This window comes from Mycobacterium sp. NGS68 (genome assembly GCF_059812195.1).
The window spans coordinates 57118-77382 of record NZ_JCALCE010000023.1; the positions used below are offsets into that span (position 1 = coordinate 57118).

Genomic DNA, 20265 nt, shown 5'->3' on the forward strand with positions numbered 1-20265 from the left:
GACTCGCTTGTGCGCAATAGCCACGCAACGAGCGATTTTGAGCTTTTGCGCATTGTGCTCAGCAAATGAAGAACCACGAAATCATCTGGACTAGCGCGGACGCTAGCAAACTACATGCGAGCGCAGGCGATCAGAGCAGCGACGGATCGATATCGATGTGGTTGTTGCCCGGACCCGCAGTCGCCGAGGCGCCCTTGGCCCACGCGACCGCGATGTTGTTAGTGCCGTTGAATGCCTTGGCCGCGGCATTGCTGGCAACGACGACCGCGAAGTTTCGGCTGCCCTGGTCGCCGACTCCGGCGCCGCCGGCCACCGCCGTGTTGTCGCTGCCGACCACCACCGCGGCGTTGATGTTGCCCCGCCCGGCGGAAACGTTGTCGTTGTTGTTCCCGACCACCACGGCGGCGTTCCCGAAGTTGCCCGCGGCACCGCCGTCGGCCAGGACGCCGTCGTTGCCGGTCCCGACGGTGGTGCTCGCGGTCGCGATGTTGCCGCCGACGCTGTTGGCGACGACGCCGGTGTTGGAGTTGCCGACGACGGTGGCAAACGTGGCGATGTTCCCGTTGCCGCTGGCGTTGGCCGCTGCCGAGTTGCCGTCGAAGACGACGACGGTGCCGGTGGCGATGTTGTTCGCGCCGTTGAGGCCGGCGCCGACGGCGTTGTTGTTGCTGCCGACCACGACGGCGCCGGTCGCGATGTTGTCGTGGGCGATCGCGCCGGCAAGGTTGGTGCCGGTGTTGACCCCGTCGTTGCCACCGCCGACCACGGTGGTCGCCGTCGCGATGTTGTTGTGGAAGTCGGAGTTGGCGGCGTTGGCGCCTGTCCCGACCGAGGTGTTGTCGTTGCCCACGACGGTGGTCAGCGTCGCGATGTTGTTGTCGAACGCCGCGTTGGTGCCGGCGGCGCCGACGCTGATGTCGGTGTTGCCGGAGCCGACGAGCGTGTTGATGGTCGCGATGTTGCCGTCGCCCAGCGCCTCGGCGGTGATGCCAGTGTTGTTGCCGCCGACCACCGTGGCACCGGTGACGATGTTGTTGTTGCCGGTCACGGTGGTTTCGGCGCCGTTGCCGTTGCCCACGACCGTGGTCCCGGTGACGATGTTGTCTGCGCCGGTGACGTGCGTGCCGATGCCGGCGGTGTTGCCGCTGCCGACCAACGTCGTCGCGGTGACGATGTTGCCGCCGGCGCCCGCCGCGTTGGTAGTGACGTTGCCGTTGTCGTTGCCGACCACGGTGTTAACCGTCACGATGTTGCGGTCGAGGGATGTCGCGGAGATCTGATCGTTGCCGTTGCCCGCGGCGGTGGCGGCCGTGACGATGTTGCCGTCGCCGAGTGAATTGGCAACCACGTTGGTGTTGCCGTCGAAGATGGCGTTCGCCAGCGTCGCGTAGTTTCCGTCGCCCGACGCCTGCGCATAGACGGTGTTGTTGTGGGAACCCACCACCGTGGCAGCGGTCCCTATGTTGCCGCTGCCCTGCGCATACGCGGCCGCCTGGTTGTCGCTGCCCACCACCGTTGTCGCGGTGAGGATGTCGCCGCCACCCTGGGCGGTGGTGACCAGGCTGTCGTTATTGTTGCCGACCGACGTGAGGAGCGTGGCCCAGTCGCCGCCGCCGAGCACGTTGACCTGGTAGTTGTCGTTGTCGTTGCCGACCACCGTGGCAGCGGTGCCGTTGTTGCCGTCGCTCAGCACTCGCACGATACCCGTATTGCCGTCGCCGACAACGGTATTCGCGGTCGCGATGTTGTTGTTGCCGGTGATGGTGGTCTCGATTTCGTTGGCGTCGCCGACCACCGTCGTCGAAGTGACGATGTTGCTGGCGCCGTCGGCGGTGGTGCTGATTCCGGCGATGTTGGAGTTGCCGACCACCGTCGTCACGGTGACGATGTTGCCGCCCGACCCGATCGCGTTCGCGCTCACGTCGGTGTTGCCGTTGCCCACCACCGTGTTCACCGTCACGATGTTGTGATCCGAAGCGGTCGAAGTGATTTGGCTGTTCCCGTTGCCGCCCGCACTGGCCGCGGTGACGATATTGCCGACACCGTTGGCGCTGGCCACCACGTCGGTGTTGTTGTCCAGCACGGCATTAGCCAGGGTCGCCCAGTTGCCGTCACCCACGGCCTCGGCCAGGATCCCGCTGTTGCCCGAACCCACCACCGTGGCCGCGGTACCGATGTTGCCGCCACCGACCGCGCTGGCCTCGACATTGTTGCCGCCGCCCACCACGGTCGCGGCCGTCAGGATGTTGCCCGAACCGTCTGCGTTGGTGCTGATTCCGGCGATGTTGGAGTTGCCGACCACCGTCGTCACGGTGACGATGTTGCCGCCCGACCCGGTCGCGTTCGCGCTCACGTCGGTGTTGCCGTTGCCCACCACCGTGTTCACCGTCACGATGTTGTGATCCGAAGCGGTCGAGGTGATTTGGCTGTTCCCGTTGCCGCCCGCACTGGCCGCGGTGACGATATTGCCGACACCGTTGGCGCTGGCCACCACGTCGGTGTTGTTGTCCAGCACGGCATTAGCCAGGGTCGCCCAGTTGCCGTCACCCACGGCCTCGGCCAGGATCCCGCTGTTGCCCGATCCCACCACCGTCGCGGCGGTACCGATGTTGCCGCCACCGACCGCGCTGGCCTCCACCTCGTTGCCGCTGCCCACGACGGTCGCGGCCGTCAGGATGTTGCCCGAACCGTCGGCGCTGGCCAGGATCCTGCTGGTGTTGCCGCTGCCCACCACGGTGCTCAGCGTCGCCCAGTTTCCCGTCCCGGAGGCGGTGGCTTCGACATCGGTGTTGCCGCTGCCGACCACGGTCTCCACGGTACCGATGTTGCCGTCACCGATTGAGCGCGATTCGCCTGTATTGTTATCGCCGACAACGGTATTGGCGGTGAAGATGTTGCCGCCGCCCTGCGCGCCGGCAACGATGCCGGTGTTGCCGTCGCCGACGACCGTGGCCAGGGTGACGATGTTGCCGTCGCCCAACGCCTCCGCCAGAATCCCGCTGTTGTTGGACCCCACCACGGTGGCCGCGGTGACGATGTTGTTGTTGCCGACCGCGCTGGCTTCGACATTGTTGTTCGAGCCGACCACGGTGGTGGCGGTGACGATGTTGCCGCTGCCCTCGGCATTGGCGATGATGCCGCCCACGGTGTCGTTGCCGTTGCCGACCACCGTGGCAACCGTGACGATATTGCCTTCGCCCGTAACGGCTTTGGCTTCAACCCCGCTGTTGTCGTTGCCCACCACGGTGTTGACCGTGACGATGTTGCGGTCGGAGGCGCTAGCCGTGATGGCGCTGTTGTTGTTACCGCCCGCGCTGGCCGCGGTCACGATGTTGCCCGAGCCGGCGGCGGTGGCCACCACGTCGGTGTTGTTGTCGAAGACGACGTTGGACAGCGTCGCCCAGTTGCCGCTGCCCAGCGCCTCGGCCAGGATGCCGCTGTTGCCCGAACCCACCACCGTGGCCGCGGTACCGATGTTGCTGGCACCGACCGCGCTGGCCGTCACCTCGTTGCCGCCGCCCACCACGGTGGTCGCGGTCAGGATGTCGCCCCTGGCGGCGGCGTTGGCCAGGATCGTTCCGGTGTTGTTGTCGCCCACCACCGTGGTGATCGTCGCCCAGTTCCCGCTGCTCACATCCTTGGCCGCGAAGTCTGTGTTGCCGTCGCCCACGACGGTCGCGATGGTCCCGATGTTGCTGTTGCCGACAGCGCTGGCTTCGCCGGTGTTGCCGTCGCCCACAACGGTGTTCACCGTGAGGATGTTGCCGTCGCCGTGCGCGGTGGCGACCACGCCGCTGTTGCCGCCGCCGACCACGGTGGCCGCGGTGACGATGTTGCCGCCGCCGTTGACGTCGGTGCTGATGTGGTCGTTGTCGTTGCCTACCACCGTGGTGACGGTGACGATGTTGCCCCCGGAACCGGCGGCGCTGGCCGCGATGTCGGTGTTGTCGTTGCCGACCACCGTGTTGACCGTGACGATGTCGCCGCCCGCGGCGGTGGCCGTGATGGCGCTGTTGCCGTTGCCGCCCGCGCTGGCGGCGGTGACGATGTTGCCCGAGCCGTTGGCGGTGGCCACCACCTCGCTGTTGTCGTCGAAGATGGCGTTCGCCAGCGTCGCGTAGTTGTTGTTGCCCACGGCCAGTGCGGCGATCCCGCTGTTGAGCGAACCCACCACCGTGGCCGCGGTGCCGATGTTGCTGTTGCCCGTCGCCAGGGCCTGGGCACCGTTACCGTCACCGACCACCGTCATCGCGGTCAGGATGTTGCCGTCGCCCTGGGCCCCGGCGCTGACCCCGCTGACGTTGTCGTTGCCGACCACGGTGGTGAGCGTCGCGTAGTTGCCGTCGCCGACGACCTGGGCCCCGACATTAACGTTGCCGCTGCCGACGACCGTGTTCACAACGCCGATGTTGCGATCGCCCTGCGAGCCGGCCGTGATGCCCTGGTTGCCGTCGCCCACCACCGTCGTCGCGTTCAGGATATTGCCGCTGCCACTGACGGTGGCGTGGACGCTGTTGATGTTGTCGCTGCCGACCACGGTGCTTAGCGTCGCCCAGTTGCCGTCGCCCGCGACCGAGGCCACTACGTCGGCATTGCGGTCGCCGACGACGGTGGCCACGGTGCCGTAGTTGTTTCCGCCGTCGACGACCGCGGAGACGGCGCTGTTTTGGTTGCCGACGACGGTGGCCAGGGTGCCGATGTTGTCGTGGGCGAGGATGCCGTTGCCGATGGCCCCGGCGACCACATCGGCGTTGCCTTCGCCGACGACCGTGGCCGTGGTGAGGATGTTGTTGTGCGCGACGGCCCCATTGCCGCTGGCGCCGGCGATGACGTTGGTGTTGCCGGAGCCGACGACGGTGGCCGTGGTGACGATGTTGTTGTGGCTGCTGGCGTTGGTGCCACTGGCCCCGGCGACGACGTTGGTGTTGTTGTTGCCGACCACCGCGGCGATGTTGACGATGTTGTCGTGCGCGGTGGCGCCGGCACCGGTGGCGCCCGCGACGACGCCGTGGTTGAAGGCGCCCACGACCAGGGCGGTGTTGCCCAGACTGTTTCCGGCGAGGGCGTCGTTGTTGCTGCCGATGATGATGGCCTGGTTCCAGGAGTTGCTGCCGGCGGTGGCGTGGTCGTTGGTGCCGACCACGGCGGCCAGGTTGAAGTCTCCGCCGCTGGCGGAGGCGCTGCTGTTGGTGCCCCAGGCCAGTGAGCCGTTCCACGCGCCGGTGGCGGTCGCGGTGCTGTTGGCGCCGTAGGCCACGGCCAGGCCGGTAGCGCCCGAGGTCGCACTCGCGCTGCCGATTTGCAGAATCTTGTAGCTGGCGACCGACACGCTGATGTTCAGGTTGCTCAGGAAGCCTGAGTAGCCATCGCCGTTGTTGAGGACGCCCGAGTCGAAGTTGCCGATGTTGAAGATGCCGGCGTCGTGATCGCCGATGTTGAAAAAGCCGGTGCTGTGATCGCCGAAGTTGAAGCGTCCGGTGCTGTGGTCACCCACGTTGAGGAAGCCCGCGTTGTTGTCGCCGATGTTGAGCGCGCCCGCGTTGTGATCACCGAAGTTGAAGAAGCCCGAATTCCCGGTGCCGGAATTGCCGAACCCGGAGTTCGCGACGTTCTGGGTGGCCCACTGGAAAATGCTGGTGTTCAGCGAGCCCGAGTTGAGGTAGCCGGTGTTGCTGTCACCGGAATTGAACCAGCCGGTGTTGGAGGCGCCCGAATTGAACCAGCCCGCGTTGGATCCACCGGACCCCGAGTTGAACAGGCCCTTATTGTCCAGGCCCGAGTTGAAGCTGCCCAGGTTGCCGGTGCCCGCGTTGCCGATACCCATGCTGGTCGAACCGGCGTTGTGGAACCCGAAGTCGGTGCTGCCGCCGTTGCCGAACCCGGTGTTCGTCGAGCCCGCGTTGCTCCAGCCCGTGTTGTTGTCTCCGGAGTTGAAGAACCCGATGTTGCCGTTGCCCGAGTTGAAGAAGCCGATGTTGTTGTTGCCCGAGTTGCCGAAACCCATGTTTCCGGTGCCCGAATTCAGCCCGCCGATGCCGAACTTGTTGTCGCCCTGCAGCCCGAAACCGATGTTGCCGTTGCCGTCGTTGCCGAAGCCGAAGTTATAACTGCCGCGGTTGCCCGACCCGAAGTTCAGCGTGCCCAGGTTGCCGCTGCCGAAATTGTAGGAACCCAGATTGCCGCCACCGAAGTTCAGGTCACCAATGTTCCCGTTGCCGAGGTTGACGTTCCCGATGTTGCCACTGGCCAGGTTGAAATAGCCGTTATTGCCGATGCCCAGGTTCACCGAGCCGATGTTGCCGCTACCTAGATTGAATGAGCCGGAATTCCCGCTGCCCACATTGGCGGAGCCGGTATTGCCGTTGCCGAAGTTCGCATAGCCCGTGTTCGCGCTGCCCAGATTCGCCGAGCCGGTGTTGCCACTGCCCAGGTTGACATGCCCGGTGTTGCCCAGGCCCAGGTTCAAGATGCCGTTGTTCAGAGGGAACAACCCGCCCAGGCCCGCCGCCGCGCTGACCTGGCTGGTCAACCCCTGCAGGTTCTGCAGCACGCCCTGCCACGACGTCAGTTGCGCGGCCACCGCCGACACCCCGGAGTGGTAGCCGAACATCGCCGCCACGTCCTGGGCCCACAGGCGCTCGTAATTCGCCTCGGCCTCCGCGATCGCAGGGGCGTTGAAGCCGAACAGATTCGAGGCCACCAGCTGCACCAGCCGGGTCCGGTTGACCGCCACCACCGCCGGGTGCACCGTGGCCGACAGCGCGGACTCGAACACCGTCGCCGCGGCCTTGGCCTGGGCGGATGTGCCCTGCGCGCCGGCCGCCGCGGCGTGCAGCCATGACACATACGGCGCCGCCGCAGCCGCCATCGCCGCCGACGCCTGGCCCTGCCACGCCCCACCGACCAGCCCCGAGGTCACCGACCCGAACGACGCGGCCGCCGAACCCAGTTCAGCCGCCAGCCCCTCCCACGCCGACGCCGCCGCCAGCATCGGCGCCGATCCCGCACCGGAATACATCAACGCCGAATTGATCTCCGGCGGCAACAGCGAAAAATTCATTCGGCACGTCCCTCGTCGGTTGGCCAACAGTTGGCCAATGTCGCCTGACCGCCCATCCGGCGGCGGCCACCATGATCACCTCGCAGCCCCCAACCACTGCCCGCTCTGCTCTCGATTCCCCTTGGCGCGCGGCGGACACAGGTTCCCGATACCTGCCGCCCGCGTAACTACGGACACCATCGCGCGCCTTCCACCGAGACTCGGACGACTGCCCGGTCGCTCGAGCAGTCCAGCAGCAAAAGACTCTATGGGTATCGACGCCGTGACATCCGCTTTTCCCCGAAATCTCTTTGCGAGTCGAAAGGAATTCACGAGACCGGATCATCGCAATTCGCCGTCGCGCACTGCCGGATTGAATACAAATTGCGTGTTGACGCTGGAACTCGCCCTCCACCAGCCGTTTTCAATGGTACGGACCGGGTCTCCCGCATCGCGGCCGCTCCCGCGGGCTGCGCCGGCACGTCCTGATCAAACGACGGCGGGCGGCGGTCGATGCGGATATACTTCGATGCCCACCATTTCTCGTCCCTGCTCGCGGAGTGCTCTTAAAGGCGGCAACTGGCGGGGAATCCGGAGCGGCAAGGAGATCTCGATGAGTCCCTGGAATCGGCGGAAGGTCGCATTTGCCATCGCGATACTGGCGTTCACGGCCGTTCCGGAGGTGCTCGCTCTCCTGCAGCCCTCCGGCGTGGCCCGCGCCGACGTATGCGTCAACGCGGGCAGGCGCATCTCAGTGAGCGGATGCACCAACGTCGGCGACGCGATCGCACCGTACGTCCCGCCGCCGGCCGCGTACGCGCCCCTGCCGGAGGACTATCCTCCGCCGCCACCGCCGGCGCCGCACGTCAACGTCTGCGCCAACGTGGGTCGCCGCGTCAGCGTCAGCGGCTGCGTCTAGGGCTTTCAGCGCTGCGCCGAACGAGGGCCGGGATGCGGCGGCGCGTCAGAACGCTTCCGGGTCCCGCTGGATTTCCAGCGGCACCGGGTGCTGGTAGAGCCGAGAAGCGTTCTCCCAGCTGAATTTGCGTATCACGTCGGGCGGTAGGTCGCCGATCTCGTCATGGATCGTTTCCTGCGTATGCGGCCAGGTTGAATCGCAATGCGGATAGTCCGCCTCCAGCATGATGTTGTCCACGCCGATCCGGTCACGCTGGACGAACGAGGACTTGTCCTCCACCGCACAGAACCAGAAGTTCCGCGTGAAAACCTCTGCGGGAGTGAGCGTCTCACCCAGCGCCTGCCAGGTGCCGTACATCGCGTGGTAGCTCAGCATGTGGTCGAGCCGATCCAGCAGCCCGGCGACCCAGCCGATTCCGCCCTCCGAGAGGCAGATCTTGAGGTCGGGGAACCTGCTCGGCAGACCCGAGTACAGCCAATCGACGGCCGCCGAGATGGCGTACGCGAAGAACAGCACGCCCTGCACGTCCGGCGGCGCGTCCTCGGTGGTGGACGGTGAGGAGCCCGACGATCCGATGTGCAGGTTCACCACGGTGCCGGTCTCCGCGCATGCCGCCATCATCGGGTCCCAATGTCCCGAGTGGATGCTCGGCAATCCGAGCATGGCGGGGTTTTCGCTGAACGTAACCGCGTGAAAGCCACGGTCGGCGTTCTCGCGGATCATTGCGGCGCCGAGCTCGGGGTCCAGCAGCCATGGCAGCTGGCACGGAATGATTCGGTCCGGGTACGACCCCGCCCAGACGTCGAGGTGCCAGTCGTTCCACGCCCGCACCGACGCCAGCGCCAAGTCGCGGTCGGTGGTCACCTGCTGCAGCCGCTGGCCGGCGAAGCCCGGCAGAAACGACGGGAAGTTCAGCGACGCGTAGATGCCGTTGAGGTCCATGTCTTTGATGCGTGCATGTATATCCCAGGCACCCCTGCGCATTTCGTCGAAGCGGACCGGTTCGAAACCGTATTCGGACACCGGCCGTCCGACCACGGCGTTGAACCCGACGTTCGGCAGTTCCCTGCCGTCGTAGACCCACGTTTGCCCGCCACGATCGGTGTCCACGACCTTGGGGGCGCGGTCGGCGAACTTGCGCGGCACGCGGCCGGCGAAGGTGTCCGGCGGTTCGACGATGTGGTCGTCGGCCGAGATCACCGTGTAGCGGCGCGGCGCCCGCGGCGGGTCCGGCAGGAACGTGACCGAGCGTTCGGCGCCGGTCTTGGCGGTGGTGAAGCTCAGGTTTTCGGCCAGCTCGTCGATCGACTTCATGGCTGCAGTATCAGGGCGAGCAGTCCCCCGCAAGCGGGAGGTGCCCCCAGCAAGATCACCCGAATCCGGCCCGATTTGGGGGCTTTTGCGTCTGCTTGGCAGGTCAGGTGAGCACATCGGGGTCCGCTTTGATGGTCATCCGAGCCGCGCCCGCCCAGTACACGTCGGCGGCCCGTTCGATCAGCGAACGCTGCATGCCCGCCATGTCGGACCAGTTCATCCGCGCCGGCTCCGCACCGGTCAGCAGCACGTCGTAGGCCAGCTTGCATACCCGCTCGATCGAGGCCGCCCGATACACCGCCTCGGCCAGATTGCGGCCGGTCGCGATAACGCCGTGGTTGGCCAGGATCGTCAGGTTGGCGCCGCCGATGCGGGCCGCGAGTTCCGCTGCGCGCGCGGGACTGTCGACTTCGCCGTCATAGGCGTCGACCATGCACAGGTCGTCCAGAAACAGCGCGCCGGTCTGATGCACCAATTCCGGCAACCGCCCCAGCGCGGCGAGCACGCACACGTAATACGGGTGGTTGTGGACCACGACGCGTGCGTCGTCGCGCACGCGGTGCAGTTCGGTGTGGATGTGGATGGCCGGCGTGACGTCCCAGCGGCCACGGACCACCCGCGCGTCGCTGTCCACCACACAGATGTCCGACGCGGTGAGTTCGGCCCACCACAGACCCCACGGGTTGACGTACATGTCCGTCTGCCCGTCGGGCTGCCAGGTGATGTGGCCGGCCATGTTCTCGGCGAACCCGATCGCGGCGAGATGGCGGAAGGCCACGGCCAGCGCCTGCTCGCTGGTCAGCTCGACCCCGATCGGGGGCACCACTGACGGCGCCCACACTTCAAGGCCACCGCGACGTGCGTCAGGGGCATTCATGATTGGCCTCCATCCTGCCTCGAATGTCTTCGCGGAGCGCGCCTTTGGCAACCTTACCGCCCGACGACCGGGGCAGCTCGTCGACGACGACGAGCCGTTCGGGGAGCAGTTCCTTGGAAACCCCCAGCGCCAACAGGTGTTCGGTCAGCCGGCTCAGATCGATGGTGTGCGATTCGGCGAGTTCGACGTATACGCAGACCTTTTCGCCGAACACCGGGTCGGGCATCGCGACGGCGGCGGCCACCGCGATCGCGGGATGCATCGTGACGGCATCCTCGACCTGTGCCGCACTGATGTTCTTGCCGCCACGCAGGATGAAGTCGGAAGTGCGGCCGGTGACGCTGAGGTAGCCGTCGGCGTCGATCTCGCAGATGTCGCCCATCCGCATCCACCCGTCGGCGGTGAACAGCTTGTCGTGGTCGGTGCCGCCGAGATAGCCGAGGCTGGTCGCGGGGCCGCGGCACGCGGGCTGGCCGCGACCCGTCGCGGTGACGTCGCGGTCGCCGTCGAAGAGGCGGACCGCCATCTCCGGAACGATCCGGCCGCCCGTGCGCAGGCGACGCTCGCGCGGGTCCGCGAGCGTGGTCGCGCTGAGTATCCCGGTCTCGTTCGAACCGTAGAACTGCAGAATCGTGGCGCCGGTGAGTTCTTCGAACTCCGCGGCCGGCCGATACGGCAACGCCTCGCCGCCCGCGAACACGACACGCAGCGAACTCAGGTCGTGACTGCGGGAGGCGGGGTCCGCCATGAGCATCGTCAATTGTGTGCTGACACAACACAACACGGTGACCCGGTGGTCGGCGATCGCCCGGCAGGCCGCCGCGGAGGTGAAGCGGTCCATGATCACCGCGGTGGCGCCGAGGTAGATCGGCGTGGTGTGGCTGGTCCAGATTCCGAAGCCGAACGGCATGGGGATCACCGGCAGGAAGATGTCTTCGGCCGTCAGCAGTCCGTTGGCGACCGCCTTCTGGTGAAAGTAGTACCACCGGTTCTGGGTGTGCACGACGCACTTGGGCAACCCCGTGGTGCCGGAAGTGGAGTTGATCAGAAAAACGTCGTCCGGGCCGAGTTCGGACCCGGCCGCCGGGGCGCCGGGCTCGGGATGCGGGTGCAGCCGCAGCGTTTCCGCGTCGCGGTGCACGACCCGCAGCGGCAGGCCGAGGTCGTCGGCCACCCCCTCGCCCGCACCGACGCGTTGCCGGTCGACGATCAGGAGCTTGGGCTGCGCAGTGCGCAATATCGCGGTGGCCTCGCGGGTGCCGGCGCGCGCGCCGACGCCGACGACGACGGCGCCGCATCGTTCGACGGCGACGAACAGCGCGTGAACGGCGGCGGAATCGCCGTGCCACACCGCGACGCGGTCTCCCCTGGTGACCCCGACACCGGCCAACTGCCGCGCGAGAGTGCTGGCGGCGCGGTCGAATTCGCGCCAGGTCAACGCCGAGCCGGGTAGGTCGATGTAGGCGGCCCGATCGGGCGCTTCAGTGGCATTAACGCGCACCGCCGCGGACAGCGTCAGGTCGGACCACCAGCCCCGCGCTCGATACCGGGCCGCGTCAGGGGCGGTGGACGCCGGCGAGCCCGGGATCTGCAGATCTCCGACGCTCATCACCAGATCATAGGCAACGCGATGCGCGCAGCCGCGGCGTCAGAAACTGTTAACGCCGCGCGGGAGCCTGCGGCGGGCGTCTGGTCTCCGCGTCGGGATCGACTCGGGGACGTTTGCGCGGCGGGCCGCAGCTGTTGGCGGGAACACAGCCGCAGTTCAGGCCGGCGATGCAGGGCAGAATTACCCCGAAAGCGTCCGTCGAGGTGGGTCGCCCGGGGATGGGTGGGGCGGACGTCGCTGTGATGCCGTGCGTGGCGGTGGCCATGCTCTTTGCGGTCAATACTTCCGGTGCCCAGTCGGGCGCCAGCATGAGTGCAGCCGCCCCACCGCACAGCACCGTTGCTGTCCTGCCTCTGCGGTTCGTCATACTTTTCCAGCGTACCGATGTTACGAACATGTTGCAGATCGCAGGTAGACGCGGTGCGGCACCCGCCGGCAAGCAGTTAAGGGCGCGGCGGCGTGGGGGTCGGGGCGTGGTGTCGCGGCGGCGCGGTGCGGTTTGGAATGGGCCCGCAATTGAGACCGACGATGCAGGGAATGCCCCCGGCGGGATGCACGGGCGTGGAACCGCCGGGGTTCGGCGGCGCGGGCGGCGTCGGGGTGCCGGGCACCCACACCGCGAGCGCGACCGCACCCGCACACAGCGCGCTGATCGTCCTGCCGATGCGGTTCGACACGGTTTCCCAGTGTAGGCGCGTCGGCGGCAACCCGCACGTCAGAATCCCTGCGCGCACCGAAATCGTCGGCCGCGCAACGGCGCCGACGGCGGGCCAGGCTCGCGGGCTATTGTCGGCGGATGCTCCTTGGTTTTCTGCTCGCGCTGGGCTGCTCGGTCTGTTACGGCACCGCGTCGGTCCTGCAGGCCGCCGGGGCACGGGAGGTGGAAGCCGGGAGCACCTCGGGCGTCGACGCCGTCCTGCTGATGCGCGCGGTCCGGCAGTGGCGCTACCTGGCCGGTATCGGCCTCGACACCCTTGGGTTTGCGCTGCAAGTGCTGGCGCTGCGCATGGTCCCGATCTATGTGGTCGCGACCGCGTTGGCAGCCTCGATCGCGGTCACCGGCGTGGTCTCCGCATGGGTGCTCTCGGCGCGGCTGTCGCGGGCCGAGTGGACCGCGGTGGGCGTGGTCTGCGCCAGCCTGGCCGCGCTCGCTTTGGCCGCCGGACCCGGCCACTTTCGGCACGGCCCAGCGGGACTCGGCTGGGCGCTGCTGGGCGTGGTCGCCGTGATTTTCGTTGCCGGCGCGGCCGCCGGCCGATTGAACGACCGCCCCCGCGCGCTGGCGCTGGGCCTCGGGGCGGGAAGCGGCTTCGGTGTCGTGGAGATCGGCGTGCGCCTGATCGACGTGCTCGATCCCACCAAACTCGCCTTCTACCAGAACCCCGCCCTGTACGCGGCCGCCGCGGGCGGGGCGGCGGGGTTCCTCTTGCTCACGTCGGCATTGCACCGCGGGTCGGTGACCACCACGGTGGCCGCCATGGTGGTCGGCGAGACGGTCGCCCCGGCCCTCGTCGGCGTGCTGTGGCTGGGTGACACCGCCCGCGAGGGCCTCGGCTGGCTGGTCGTCACCGGATTCGTGGTGGCGATCGCCGCGACGCTGGTGCTGGCCCGCTTCGGCGAAGCGCCCGCCGAAACCGAAGAAGCGGGTTAAGGCCCGGGGCAGGCGCGGCCCTCGCTATGACGACGGCAGGCTCTCGGTGAGCAGGGCGACGTTGCGTCGCAATCGGCGGCTGCGCAGTATCCCCAGCGGCAGCGCAATGAGCACGATCAACGCGATTACCAGGAAGTAGACGGCGCCGAGCACGCTTGGTTGAACCGCCGCCGCAACGACGAACAGCGCGACGACGATAGAGGTGATGATCCAGTTGACCGATTCGCGGCGCTTCAACTGCTCGAAGTTCTTGCCGCCGAGGCACACCCTGCCGACCCTGGCGGCGGCTGATCTGACCGCCGCATCGGCGGGGACGACGCCGTTCTTGACGGCGGCGAGGGCTTCCGAACGCCCGGCATCATCGAGGCCCGCGACGGCTTCGAGGAGGCGCCCGCGCACAATTCGGCCCTGATAGGCGAACATCGCCGCCATCGCCACGCTGAACAGGAGCCCAGACACCACGCTGGCCCGGATCCCGTGCGGAGAGCGCCACATCAATTGCGTGAGCGCCACGTAGGGCACGGCCGATGCCGGCAGGTAGACCAGAAACCGCACCCACCAGGGCTGTAGCGCGAATCGAATGCTCACGAACAGAAGTATGTGCCGGTTCGGACTTGACCGCTATGCCCGCGGGGCTGATTCACCCGCGGGCAGATAGGTAGTGCCGCGCGCAGGGCGCGTCCACAGCATCCCACCCTCCGCGTCGACACCCGCCTCGCTCAGCCGGCGTTTGAGGACCTTGTTGGTGGCCGTCGCCGGCAGGTCGTTGTTGATGCGCACGTGGCGCGGCCACGCCTTCGGCGAGAGGTCGGGTTGAGCCGCCAGGAAGTCCGCGAATTCGGTTGGCTGCAAGCATATCCCGTCGCGCATCACCAGCGCCGCCATCACCTGGTCACCGACCCGGTCGTCGGGCACGGCGTAGACGGCGACCTGGCTGACGTGCGGCAGCCGGGCCAGGATCCGCTCGATCGGCGCCGCGGCCAGGTTCTCGCCGTCCACCCGCATCCAGTCCGCGGTGCGGCCCGCGAGGTAGATCCAGCCGTCGGCGTCGCGGTAGGCCAGATCGCCGGACCAGTACATGCCGTGCCGCATTCGCTCGGCCGTCGCCGCCGGATCGTTGTAGTAGCCGGTGAACGGGCCCGCGCCCGCGGTGTTGACGAGTTCGCCGACGGCATCGTCGAAGTTGGTCAGGGCGCCGTGCTCGTCGAACTCGCCAACCGCGCACTCTCGCACGGTGTCCGGGTGGTAGATGCTCACCCCGGGATAGGGTTTGCCGATGGACCCCGGCGGCGCGCCGTCCTCGCGCACGACGATCACCGCGAACTCGCTGGACCCGAAACTGTCCACCACGCGGCAGCCGAAACGCCTTGCAAACTCGTCGATGTCGCGGTCGGAGGCCTCGTTGCCGAACGCGATCCGCAGCGTGTTGTCGGCGTCGTCGGGGCGTTCGGGCGTGTCGAGGATCAGGGCCAGCGGCTTGCCGACGTAGTTCATGTACGTCACCCGGTGGCGGCGCACGTCGTCGAGGAACCGCGATGGCGAAAACCGCGCCGGGACCATCGTCGCGCCGCCGCCGACCGCCACCGCCCAACCCGCCGCGACGCCATTGGAGTGGAACAACGGCATCGACAGGTAACAGACGTCGTCGGCGGTGACGTCGTACTGGTAGATCAGGCTGGCACCGCACATGACGACCATCCCGTGCGCCAACCGGACGGCCTTGGGGTCACCGCTGGTACCGGACGTGAAGATCAGCATCAGGGTGTCGGTGGCGGTGACCTCGCGGTGGGCCACCAGCGGCGGCGCCGTCGCCACTGCGTCGGCGTAGTCCGTGCCGTCCACGTCCAGCACGCGAATCCCGTTGAGGGCCTGGTGATCCAGGCCATTCAGCAGGTGCAGGTGCTCGGTGTCGACGAGCAGGAGCTGGCAGTCGGAGCGGCGGATGTCGTTTGCCAGGCCGGCCCCGCGCCGGGTGGTGTTGAGGCCGCACAGCACGTAGCCGCCGAGCGCCGCGGCGGCCATTGCCCGAACCATCGCCGGGGAGTTGGACAGCAGCGCGCCGACATGCAGCGGCCGGGTCGCGTCGGCGAGCGCGATCAGCGCGGCAGCTTCGGCCTCGGCGCCCGCCAGGTATTCACGCCAGGTCCAGACCCGATCTCCGGCGGCGACGGCCGGGGTGTCGTCGTGCCTGCGCTCTCGCAGCAGTTGCTGAACGGTCTCCGGCACCGCCGCTACTTTCCGCCGGCGTTGAACCGGGTCGTCAACACCAGGCCCGCGTACTCGCGGCGGGCCACGTCCTCGCAGTAGCGGCGATAGTTGCCGAATCCGCCGGCGTAGGGCATGAAGATCCGTTTCTTGCCATCGATATTGGCGCCCAGGTACCACGACGACGCCGCCCTCGGAAACAGGGTCTGCGCGGCGGCGGCGGCCACGTGGTCGGTCCATTCGCGGGCGGCGTCGAGCCGCGGTTCGACCTCGGTGGCCCCGAGTCGCCGCACGGCCAGCATCAGGTCGATCGCCCAGTCGATCTGAATTTCGGCGTGCAACACCATGTTTGCCAGCACGGACGGTGCGCCGGGCCCGCTGATGGTGAACAGGTTGGGCAGGCCCGGCACCATCAGCCCGAGGAACGTGAGCGGACCGTCGGCCCAGAGCTCACTCAACCGTTCTCCCCCGGGCCCGGCCGGGTCGATGCGGGTCAACGCGCCGGTCAGAGCGTCGAATCCGGTGGCGAAGACCAGCACATCGCAGGGATAGTCGCCGGCGCTGGTCCGGACCCCCTCGGCGGTGATCGCGTCGATGGGCTCGCGGCGCAGGTTCACCAGCCGGACGTTGTCGCGGTTGAAGGTGGCGTAGTAGCCGGCGTCGGTGCAGATCCGTTTGGTGCCGATCGGGTGGTCGACCGGGATGAGATCGGTTGCGACGGCGGGATCGTCGACGATCTCGCGGATGCGCGCTTCGGCGAATTCGCGGGCGATGTCGTTGGCCGCCAGGTCGGTGCTCTGGTCGGGAAACGTCTTGGCGAACAGCACGCCGCCCTCGCGCCAGCGCTGCCAGAGGGCGCGCTCGCGCTCCTGCGGGTCGGTGGCGACGGCCTTCTTGTGGTAGGTGCCGTGCGGTGTGCCAGCCGACGCGTAGGCCGACGCCTGCCGCCGCTGCGGGTAGTCGGCCTGGATCTGCAGCTGCTCCTCGGCCGACCACGGGTGGTTGGGCATCGGGATGCTGTAGTTGGCCGACCGCTGGAACACCACGAGCGACTCGGCCTGCGTGGCGATGATCGGAATAGCCTGAATGCCAGACGAACCCGTGCCGATGACGCCGACGCGCCTGCCGCTCAGGTCGGGGTCCTCGCGCGGCCAGGCGGCAGTGAAGTAGACGTCGCCGGCGAAGTCGTCGACGCCGGGGATGTCGGGGCGATTCAGCACCGAAAGGCAGCCGGTCGCGCAGATCAGGAAGCGCCCGCTGTGGGTGTCGCCGGCACCGGTGTGCACCCGCCAGCAACCCGTGGCCGGGTCGAATTCGGCGGACACGACGTCGCAGCCGAACCGATAGTGGCGGCGCAGGTCGTAGCGCTCGGCGACGTGGCGCAGGTAGGCCAGGATCTCGGGTTGCGCGGCGAACCGCTCGCTCCACTGCCAGCTCTGCTGCAGCGCGTCGTCGAAAGAGTAAGAGTAGTCGACACTTTCGACGTCACAGCGGGCGCCGGGATAGCGGTTCCAGTACCAGGTGCCGCCCACGTCGGGCGCCGCCTCCAGCGCGGTCACCGAGAGGCCGGCCGACACCGCGCGGTGCACGGCGTAGAGGCCGGCGAAGCCGGCGCCGATAACCATCACGTCGGTCATGCGCGCAGCAACTCCCTGAGGTCCCGGCACGCCAGCCGCAGCGCGGACGCCGCCGCGGGCAGCTGCTGGATCGTCATGAACCCGTGGAACAGCCCGGGAAAGTCGCGGTGCACGACCCGCACCGCCGCGTCGCGCAGCTTGGCCGCGTAGCCGCATCCCTCGCTGTGCAGGGGGTCCAGGCCGGCGGTGACGATGACCGCGGGCGGCAGGCCCGCATGAGACTGCGCGCGGGCCGGGGCCACCAGGTGCGGCGGGTCGGAAACCTCATCTCCGCCGAGGTATTGGCGCCAGTACCACATCATCGCGGCACGGGTGTTGACGTACCCGTTCGCGTAGCGCTGGTAGCTGGGGGTGGCGAACGACGGGTCGATCGCGGGGTAGATGAGCAGCTGCGCGGCGGGCGGGGCGTATCCCCCTTCGCGGCACAGGATCGCGGTGACCGCGGCCAGGTTCCCGCCCGCGCTGTCGCCGGCGACGACCGTCCGCGCCGCGTCGACACCCAGCTCGGCGGCGCGCTCGACCACCCAGCAGAAGGCCGCGAACGCGTCGAGAGCCGCCGCTGGCGCGCGGTGTTCGGGGGCCAGCCGGTAGTCGACCGAGACGACGACGGCCCCAGTGCCGCGGGCCAGGGCACGGCAGAACCCATCGTGGGAGTCGAGGTCGCAGAACACGAAACCGCCGCCGTGGCAGTACACGATCCCGGGACGGGCGCCGGCCGGGTCGCCGTGCGGGTGGTAGATCCGCACCGGAATCTCCCCGGCGGGGCCGGGAATCGTACGGTCGACGGCGCTGCGCACATCGTCGAGGTTGGTGGGGCGGATCCGGCGTTCGGCCAGCGCGGCGCGGGCCTGCGTGCCGGTCATGCTCTGGACACGCGGAAACCCGGCGTCGAGCTCGCGCAACATCGCCTGCACGGCGTCGTCCATGTGGGCCTCCGGGCTACTCCGGACGGTACTTCAATAAGGTGATTCCGGCTTCGGGCAGATCGTAGAACACCGGCCGCACCCGCATTCCGACCCGGACGGCTTCGAGATTCAGGGGCCCCACGTCGACCAGTTCGGTGCTGATCCTGGGCCCGGCGTCCCACTGCACCACCGCCAGCAGTTGCGGCACCGCGTCGACCCAGGGCGGCCCGGTGGGCCGGCGGGCGACGGTGAAGGTGTACAGGGTTCCGGCGCCGTCGATTTCGCGCCATTCGAGGTCGTCGGCCAGCGTCCCCGGGGCCAGGGTGCGCGGGTAGAACACGTAGCGCCGCAACGACGGCGAGTACTGGACGAGGATCCGGTGCTGCGCCAGGGCGTCCCAGAAGGGCCGCGAGACGGGCGTCGGCTCAGGCACCGGGCGAGCTTCGGTGTCCATCTAGTCTCCTCGCAGGAGCAGCGCGACCTGCTCGCTCATGATGCCGCCGTTTCCGGTGACGAAGGCGGTGTGGCAGTCCGGCACCTGGGCATCGACGGCGCGGCCCATGATCTGCCGCGCACCGTCGACGACGTGGTGCATGCCCCCGGCCATGCCCGCCTGGCCGTAGGACAGCTGTCCCCCGGCGGTGTTGAGCGGGAAGTCGCCGCGGTAGGTCAGGTCGTGCCCGCTAACCCAGGACATGCCTTCGCCTTTGGCGCAAAAGCCGGCATCTTCCAGGCTCATCAGCACGGTGATCGTGTAGCAGTCGTAGATCGAGGCGACGTCGACGTCGGAGTGGCTCAGGCCCGCCATCGCGAACGCCTTGTCCGCCGCCCGCGCGATCGGGGTGTGCAGCAGGTCGTCGGCGTACGTCGGGGTCTTGAAGGCGATGTGTTCACCGAACCCGGTGATCCATACCGGCCGATGCCGGCCGCGACGCGCGATGTCCGCGTTGGCGATCAGCACGCCGACTCCCCCGTGCACCCGCATCACCGTCTCCAGCATGTGGATCGGGTCGGCGATCATCGGGCTGGCCAGCACGTCGTCGACGGTGATCGGCGTGCCGTGAAAGACCGCCCCCGGATGCGCGCACGCGTTGGTGCGCTGGTCGACGGCGATCTTGGCGACGGCGGCCGGGTCGTAGCCGAACTCGGCGGCATACCGCTGGGCGATCTGCGCGTACGGCGCGTTCTGGCCCACGTTGCCGTAGGGAATCTCGAACTCCGCCTGCGGTGAGCCGTAGTTGTTCGACGACGCGCCAAACCAATTCGGCGCCGGGGGCGGGCGGACGGCGGATTGCGGTACGGCGGTGGAACCGGGCACCACGGCCAGGGCCGCGTCGCAGATGCCGAGTTCGACGGCCACGGCGGCCCGCCACACCATGCCGGCCGACGTCGCGCCGCCCAGATCGACGCGCTCTCCGAAATCCAGTGGCAGGCCGAGGTATTCGCATAGGGTGGCCGGTGCGAACATCGCCGATTCGGCGATCCCGTGGGTCAGCAGGCCGTTGACGCTTGCCGGGTCGACGCCGGCGTCCTCGACGACCAACTTCGCCAGCAGCGCGTACTGGTCGAGCGTGAACAGCGGTGGCCCGCTGGGGCGGCGTTGCGCGGGCAGCTCGGCGATGCCGATGATCGCGGCCTCGCCCCGCAGCCCGGTCACGACGGCGTTTCCCGCCGCGGCAGCTGCACCGTCGCCGTCCCCGGCATCAGCACGGTGGTGTCGCGGCGGCCGACGAGGTCGAGGTCGACCAGCCCCCGTACCCCGTAGCCGTCGTCCGTGATGCGCTTGGCGGTGACGGTGCCGCCGAAGGTGAGCGGCTGGCCCGGGTAGGCGACCGCACGGTTTTGCACCGAATACGACACCAGGCGTCCGCGCCCCCCGATCCAGTCACAAATGGCGCGGGACAGCAGCGCCGCCTGCAGCGGGCCCTGGACCAGCACGTCGTCGTACCCTTCGACCTCGCGGGCCCACTGCTTGTCGTAGTGGATGCGGTGACCGTTGTAGGTGGCGGCGCTGAAGAAGAACATCTGGGTTTCGTCGACGGTGACGGTCAGCTCGGGGATCTGTGAGCCCACGTCGACGTCCTCGTAGAACAGTTGGTCGGTCATCAC

At 68.2% G+C, this 20265-nt stretch carries 14 protein-coding genes; 2 read left to right on the plus strand and 12 right to left on the minus strand.

What is annotated here, in order from left to right:
- Positions 1–130: 130 nt before the first annotated feature.
- Positions 131–7060, minus strand: a complete 6930-nt coding sequence (locus AC5Y5V_RS22425; protein WP_499940086.1) for a PPE domain-containing protein — start codon at positions 7058–7060, stop codon at positions 131–133.
- Positions 7061–7652: 592 nt separating this feature from the next.
- Here AC5Y5V_RS22425 and AC5Y5V_RS22430 point away from each other — a divergent pair.
- The gene (locus AC5Y5V_RS22430) at positions 7653–7958 is read left to right on the plus strand and encodes a hypothetical protein (protein WP_499940089.1); all 306 of its coding nucleotides are present in this window, start codon (positions 7653–7655) and stop codon (positions 7956–7958) included.
- A gap of 45 nt (positions 7959–8003) precedes the next feature.
- Here AC5Y5V_RS22430 and AC5Y5V_RS22435 read toward each other — a convergent pair whose 3' ends face one another.
- The 4 genes from AC5Y5V_RS22435 to AC5Y5V_RS22450 form a co-directional block, all read right to left on the minus strand.
- Positions 8004–9272 (minus strand): amidohydrolase family protein, encoded by a 1269-nt coding sequence (locus AC5Y5V_RS22435; RefSeq protein WP_499940092.1) that lies wholly within the window; start codon positions 9270–9272, stop codon positions 8004–8006.
- Positions 9273–9375: 103 nt separating this feature from the next.
- Positions 9376–10149, minus strand: a complete 774-nt coding sequence (locus tag AC5Y5V_RS22440; RefSeq protein ID WP_499940096.1) for a class II aldolase/adducin family protein — start codon at positions 10147–10149, stop codon at positions 9376–9378.
- Positions 10136–11758 carry a class I adenylate-forming enzyme family protein gene (locus tag AC5Y5V_RS22445; protein WP_499940098.1) on the minus strand — a complete coding sequence of 541 codons (1623 nt, stop codon included), beginning with the start codon at positions 11756–11758 and terminating at the stop codon, positions 10136–10138. Before AC5Y5V_RS22445 ends, AC5Y5V_RS22440 begins: the two co-directional genes overlap by 14 nt.
- Positions 11759–12201: 443 nt before the next feature.
- Positions 12202–12435, minus strand: a complete 234-nt coding sequence (locus AC5Y5V_RS22450; protein WP_499940100.1) for a hypothetical protein — start codon at positions 12433–12435, stop codon at positions 12202–12204.
- A gap of 119 nt (positions 12436–12554) precedes the next feature.
- Here AC5Y5V_RS22450 and AC5Y5V_RS22455 point away from each other — a divergent pair, with 119 nt between their 5' ends.
- Positions 12555–13409 (plus strand): DMT family transporter, encoded by an 855-nt coding sequence (locus AC5Y5V_RS22455; RefSeq protein ID WP_499940104.1) that lies wholly within the window; start codon positions 12555–12557, stop codon positions 13407–13409.
- Between the two features lie 24 nt (positions 13410–13433).
- Here the strand turns inward: AC5Y5V_RS22455 and AC5Y5V_RS22460 are convergent, their stop codons facing one another.
- Genes AC5Y5V_RS22460 through AC5Y5V_RS22490 form a run of 7 tightly spaced genes read right to left on the minus strand, consistent with a single transcriptional unit; the run spans position 13434 to position 20262 of the window.
- A complete protein-coding gene (locus AC5Y5V_RS22460) occupies positions 13434–13997 on the minus strand; it encodes a hypothetical protein (RefSeq protein WP_499940107.1) in 564 nt (187 codons plus the stop codon).
- Positions 13998–14030: 33 nt separating this feature from the next.
- On the minus strand, positions 14031–15635 hold the full coding sequence (gene fadD1, locus AC5Y5V_RS22465) for a fatty-acid--CoA ligase FadD1 (protein WP_499940112.1): 1605 nt from the start codon (positions 15633–15635) through the stop codon (positions 14031–14033).
- Between the two features lie 5 nt (positions 15636–15640).
- Positions 15641–17251: a flavin-containing monooxygenase gene (locus AC5Y5V_RS22470; protein ID WP_499940114.1), complete on the minus strand. Its 1611-nt coding sequence runs from the start codon at positions 17249–17251 to the stop codon at positions 15641–15643.
- Positions 17248–18177: an alpha/beta hydrolase gene (locus AC5Y5V_RS22475; protein ID WP_499940116.1), complete on the minus strand. Its 930-nt coding sequence runs from the start codon at positions 18175–18177 to the stop codon at positions 17248–17250. The genes AC5Y5V_RS22470 and AC5Y5V_RS22475 overlap by 4 nt, the downstream gene beginning before the upstream one ends.
- A 13-nt stretch (positions 18178–18190) precedes the next feature.
- A complete protein-coding gene (locus tag AC5Y5V_RS22480; protein WP_499940117.1) occupies positions 18191–18610 on the minus strand; it encodes a Zn-ribbon domain-containing OB-fold protein in 420 nt (139 codons plus the stop codon).
- Positions 18611–19813 (minus strand): thiolase family protein, encoded by a 1203-nt coding sequence (locus AC5Y5V_RS22485; protein WP_499940118.1) that lies wholly within the window; start codon positions 19811–19813, stop codon positions 18611–18613. It lies immediately after the preceding gene.
- Positions 19810–20262, minus strand: a complete 453-nt coding sequence (locus tag AC5Y5V_RS22490) for a hotdog family protein (RefSeq protein WP_499940119.1) — start codon at positions 20260–20262, stop codon at positions 19810–19812. The genes AC5Y5V_RS22485 and AC5Y5V_RS22490 overlap by 4 nt, the downstream gene beginning before the upstream one ends.
- Between the last annotated feature and the right edge of the window lie 3 nt (positions 20263–20265).